Origin of the sequence: Acinetobacter sp. I-MWF (genome assembly GCF_025433935.1) — a bacterium.
GTDB lineage: Bacteria > Pseudomonadota > Gammaproteobacteria > Pseudomonadales > Moraxellaceae > Acinetobacter > Acinetobacter guillouiae.
Map to the genome: position 1 here is coordinate 1 of NZ_JAMBAR010000085.1, position 789 is coordinate 789.

At 43.5% G+C, this 789-nt stretch carries 1 protein-coding gene; it reads left to right on the forward strand.

Annotated features, from left to right (window positions below; translation table 11 throughout):
• On the forward strand, positions 1 to 789 hold a 789-nt coding region (locus tag M2R48_RS21520), incomplete at both ends, for an Ig-like domain-containing protein (RefSeq protein WP_262087675.1).

The following is a 789-nucleotide window of genomic DNA, read 5'->3' on the forward strand; positions in this document are numbered from 1 at the left end:
CAGTGCACCGACACAAACTGTAGTGATCAGTAACATCGTTGATGATGTTGCACCGCAAACAGGAAATGTTGCTAATGGTGGTACAACGAATGATGTAACACCAGAATTGCAAGGTACGATCAGTACTGTATTAGGTTCAGGCGAGGTTGTTGCGGTATATCGTGATGGCGTTAAAGTCGGCACAGCTACAGTAACCAATACGACTTGGACATTTGCAGATACAGGTTTAGCTGATGGCGTAAATTATGTTTACACAGCACGAGTAGAAGATGCAGCTGGGAACCAAGGTTCAGTATCAAATAACTATGCAGTTTCCGTAGATACCAGTGCACCAACACAATCAGTCATCATCTCAACAGTGACTGATGATGTTGCACCAGGTTTAGGTAACGTTGCTAATGGTGGTTCAACCAATGACACTACACCATTACTTGGTGGAACAATCAGTGCTGTTCTGAACAGTGGTGAGCGAGTTGTTATTTTACGTGATGGAGCAGTTGTTGGAACTGCAACAGTTACAGGTACAACTTGGACATTTGCTGATGCTGGTTTAGTGGATGGTAGTACTTATATTTATACAGCACGAGTAGAAGATGCAGCGGGCAACCGTGGTGCGATTTCTACCAACTATAGTATTTCAGTGGATAGCAGTGCACCGACACAAACTGTAGTGATCAGTAACATCGTTGATGATGTTGCACCGCAAACAGGAAATGTTGCTAATGGTGGTACAACGAATGATGTAACACCAGAATTGCAAGGTACGATCAGTACTGTATTAGGTTCAGG